This is a genomic window from Streptomyces anatolicus (assembly GCF_019400875.1).
Taxonomy (GTDB): Bacteria; Actinomycetota; Actinomycetes; order Streptomycetales; family Streptomycetaceae; genus Streptomyces; species Streptomyces anatolicus.
On the sequence record NZ_WMBF01000526.1, the window covers coordinates 1 to 4,113 of the forward strand.

Here is a 4,113-nt window from a genome sequence, read left to right on the forward strand (position 1 = left end):
GCCCAGCGCCCCCGCCCCGCCCTACCGCCCCGGACCTCGACCGCGCCCGCACCGAAAGCGCGACGGCCGCGACGAGCGGCGCGAGCAGCGCCACCCGCATCAGCTTGACCAGGACCGCGTCGCCGAGCGCCCCGGAACCGGCCGTCTGCGCCGTCGCCACGACCTGCCCCACATCGTGCACGCTCGCCCCGACCCAGCGCCCGAACTCCGCGTCGGTGAGCCCCAACGGGTGCTGGAGCAGCGGCAGTACGGCGATCGCGAGTGTCCCGCACAGCGTCACGAGGGCCACCGAGGTGGCCGTGTCCCGCTCGTCGCTCTCGGAGACCTCGCTGACCGCGCCGATCGCGGACGCGCCGCAGATCGAGTAGCCGGTGGCGATGAGAAGCGGCTGGTCACCCTGGAGCCCCATGCGGCGGCCGAGCCACCAGGTGCCGAAGAAGGTGACGGCGACCACGCCGAGCACCATCACCACCGACGCCCAGCCGAGCCCGAGCACGTCGTCCAGGCCCAGCTTCAGGCCGAGCAGCACGACGCCGACCCGCATGAGGCGTTTCGCCGCGAACGTCAGGCCCGCCTTGCCGGGACCGCGTACGAAGTGGTGGGCGGCGCCCGGTATATGGGCCGCCGCGATGCCCAGGACCACGGCGGCGGTGAGCATCGGAATGCCGGGTACGAGGTGGTGCACGCCCCAGGCCACGCCGACGCCGGCCGTGGCGAGGGCGAGCCCGGCAAGCTTGCCGGGGGGACGCGCGCCCGGCGAAACGGAGGCGGAGGCGGAAGCGGGTGCCGTGAGCCGGGACTTGGGGCGCTCCCCGAGGAGTGCCATCAGCGGTCGGCCGGGAGTTCGTAGACCCGGCGGACGCTGCTGCCCAGGCGGGCTATGTCGGCGCCGTAGACGTGGATCGATATCGCGCGCGTGCCGCAAGCGTTCCACACCCGGTGGATGTCGCCGGGCGGCGCGAAGCCGCAGACCGCGCCCTGCGGGTTGACGACGTCGTCGGTGGCGATGAGGCGGGCCGTGCCGCCGGGCTCGGTGGCGGGCACCAGGCGGTAGCGGCGCTCGTGCTCCTCGCCCTCGTGGACGCCGGTGACACACCAGGAGACGTGGTCGTGGACGGAGGTGTGCTGTCCCGGCAGCCAGACCAGGGCCACGATCGAGAAGCTGCCGTCCTGCTCGGCGTGGAGGACGTGCTGGCGGTAGCGGTCGGGGTGGCCCTTGCACTGCTCGTCGGTGAGCAGATCGGCGGCGCCGAGGTGGGGCGCGAGCCGCTCGCCGACCAGGTAGGCGGTCAGGTCGGGGGGCAGGCCGCGCCCGACCGCCTCGCGCACGTCGGCGACGAGGGTGTCGAGGCGTGCGGTGGTCCGGGCGGGCCGGTACGTGGTCGGCGTGGTCATGGGGGCAGCGTCGCGCCGCTTGATCCATCACGTCCAACGACAGTTCTTTCGCGCCCCTGAAAACTCTGCTTATGGATTGAGGGGGTGGCGGCTCAGCAGCCGACGCGGTTGGCGGCCACGGTCTTCAGCTCGTCCAGGACGAGGGCGGTGGCCGGGATGCGCAGATGGTCCTTGAGTACGTACGCGGAGACCTTGCGGCGCGAGGCGGGGTCCAGGGCGCGGCCGGTCACCTTGCGGTGGCAGAGGAAGTTCAGGACGAGCCCCGGCATCATCGCGATGCCGAGCCCTTCGGCGACCAGGCTCTGCACGACGAGATTGTCGTCGGTGGTGAAGGCGATGTCCGGAGCGAAGCCCAACTCGGCGCACTCGTGCAGGAAGTTGGCGCGGCAGCGGGGGCAGCCGGCTATCCACCGCTCCTCCGCCAGCTCGGCGAGCTTGACCGAACGCCGGCGTGCCATGGGGTGCCCCGTGGGGAGCAGCACGGTCAGCTGATCCTCCATCAGGGGGATCTCCGCCAGCTCCTCCGGCACCTCTTCGTGCAGGCCGGGGTAGGTGAAGGCGAGCGTGATGTCACACTCGCCGCGCACCACGCGCCGCAGCGACTCCGGCGGCTCGTCCTCGAGCAGTTCGACACGCACCCCCGGGTGCCCCGAGGCGAGCCGCGCCAGGGCCTCGGGGATGAGGGTGGCGTTGGCGCTCGGGAAGGCACAGACCCGCACCCGCCCCGACCGCAGCCGCGTGATCGCGTTCATCTGCTGCTGGGCGGCGGAGATGTCGTCCAGGATGATCCCGGCGTGCCGCGACAGCGCCTCCCCGGCCTCCGTCAGCCGCATCCGCCGCCCGACCCGGGTGAACAACGGAGTCCCGACGGACCGCTCCAGGGCCTTCATCTGCTGGGTGATCGCGGGCTGCGTATAGCCGAGCGACCGAGCGGCCGCCGAGTACGACCCGGCGCGGACCACTTCGTGGAACGTCTTGATGTGCCGTGAATCGAACACCGCTGAATCATAAGCAGATGTTGGAAGGGTCGAACATGGGTGGGGGCGGCGCTTGTGGCCGCCACGGCCCTACTGGCTGACCGGTGCGGTATCCACTCGCTGCAACAACCCCCACGTGAACTCCGCGACACAGCGCCGCCGCTCACCACCCGCGTCCGGCGCCTCGAACGCCAGGCGCCATCGGGTAGGGGCCGTGCCCTCCATGGGCCTCGCCGGAGGGAAGGCGCGGGCCGCCTCGTCGACCGTGCAGGACCAGGGGGTCAGGTCGTCGAGGGTGCGCAGGCCGGGGCCCGGCGCACCCGGGGCGCGCACCAGCCATTCGTTCCACACGGCCCCGTTCGGCGCGCGCAGGACCTCGAAGCGCAGGTCGGGCCAGAGCGGCAGCGGCCAGAGCAGCGCCTCGCACTCCAGGTCGCCGATCGTGCGGCGGACGGTCGACTCGGGGGCGCCGAGGACGGAGCGGTAGCGCGCCACGGCGCCACGGGAGCGCGCACCCCGGGTCATCGCCTGCCAGCGGCGGTTGGCCTCCCGCATCTGCGCGAGGGAGGCGCCCAGTGCGCGGCGGGCGTCCTCCACCAGCTCGGCGTTGTGGTCGGCCATGCGGCGCAGCAGGACCAGCTGGAAGTCGAGCGGGGTGAAGGGCGCGGCGGCGGGGCTAGCGGGCATGTGCTCCATCGTCGCGCACCGCTCGCGGTCCCGGGCGGCGGCCTTCCGGGAGGAAGAGCACGGAGTTGACGTAGCGGGGGTGCCGGGGCGTCAGTACCCGGCGCAGCAGGCCCTGCGTCACCACGTACGACGTGTCGCGCTGGTGCGCCTCCAGATCGAAGGAGGCCAGCGGCAGCCAGGTGTCGTGCGGCAGCACCCAGCCCCGGTAGCCGTGGTGGCGGGTGAGGAGGTCCACGATCGGGGCGATCGGCTGGATACGGGACTCCAGTTCGATGAAGATCGCCGGGTGGTCGCGGGTGATCAGCTCGTGCGCGCCGCGCAGCACCGGCAGTTCGTTGCCGTCCACGTCGATCTTGACGAAGTGGACGTCCCGCAGGCCGAGCCCGTCCAGCGTCATGCACGGCACGTCGACGGCGGTGGCGTGGATGTCCCGGCGGATCAGGGATGACACGCCCCGCTCCCCGTTGTCCCCGTGCGGCAGCCAGAGCCGGGCCGTGCCGGGGCGGTCGGTGGCCGCGGCCTGGATGACGCGGACGTTGCCGGGGGTGCTGGCGTCGAGCAGCCGGGCAAGGCGCGGCACCGGCTCGACGGTCACCACGCGGCGCGCGCGGGAGGCGAGGCGGCGCGACCAGGGCCCGTACCAGCCGCCGACGTCCACGGCGGTGCCGCAGTCCGGCGGGCAGAGGTCGGCGAGCCGGGCCAGTTCCGGCTCGAAGCGGGGGTAGACCAGCCGGGCCAGGGAGGCGATCAGGCGGTCGGGGACATAGGGCGCGAGGCGCGCGGCGAGCGTCATCGGCGGCCCCCCGTCACGGGGATATTCGCTTGAGGAGCTGCTCGTGCTCGTCCTCCGGGACCTGCTCGCCGGAGGAGGGCAGCAGCTGCGGGATGCCGTCGATGACCGGGTAGCGGCGGCGCAGGCGCGGGTTGTAGAGCGCCTCCTCCGGTACGAGGGGTTCCGCGGGGGCAAGGAGATGCAGCGGGCCCTTGTCCAGCGGGCAGGCGAGGATCTTCAGCAGCGGGTCGTCGGGGTTCATCCGCTCGTCAACTCCTTGGG

6 protein-coding genes are annotated in these 4,113 nt (G+C 72.9%); all 6 read right to left on the bottom strand.

The window, feature by feature from the left end; genetic code table 11:
- Positions 1–826, bottom strand: an 826-nt coding sequence (locus GKQ77_RS28835) for a YeiH family protein (RefSeq protein ID WP_219691947.1), incomplete at its 3' end; no start/stop codon positions are given.
- On the bottom strand, positions 826–1,395 hold the full coding sequence (locus GKQ77_RS28840; protein WP_219691951.1) for a cysteine dioxygenase family protein: 570 nt from the start codon (positions 1,393–1,395) through the stop codon (positions 826–828). The genes GKQ77_RS28840 and GKQ77_RS28835, both read right to left, overlap by 1 nt.
- 92 nt (positions 1,396–1,487) lie before the next feature.
- Positions 1,488–2,393 carry a LysR family transcriptional regulator gene (locus tag GKQ77_RS28845; RefSeq protein ID WP_219691953.1) on the bottom strand — a complete coding sequence of 302 codons (906 nt, stop codon included), beginning with the start codon at positions 2,391–2,393 and terminating at the stop codon, positions 1,488–1,490.
- Between the two features lie 69 nt (positions 2,394–2,462).
- Positions 2,463–3,059 (bottom strand): hypothetical protein, encoded by a 597-nt coding sequence (locus tag GKQ77_RS28850; RefSeq protein WP_219691955.1) that lies wholly within the window; start codon positions 3,057–3,059, stop codon positions 2,463–2,465.
- Positions 3,049–3,852: an FkbM family methyltransferase gene (locus GKQ77_RS28855; protein ID WP_219691957.1), complete on the bottom strand. Its 804-nt coding sequence runs from the start codon at positions 3,850–3,852 to the stop codon at positions 3,049–3,051. Before GKQ77_RS28855 ends, GKQ77_RS28850 begins: the two co-directional genes overlap by 11 nt.
- 13 nt (positions 3,853–3,865) lie before the next feature.
- Positions 3,866–4,093: a Trm112 family protein gene (locus tag GKQ77_RS28860; protein ID WP_125512603.1), complete on the bottom strand. Its 228-nt coding sequence runs from the start codon at positions 4,091–4,093 to the stop codon at positions 3,866–3,868.
- Positions 4,094–4,113 lie beyond the last annotated feature (20 nt).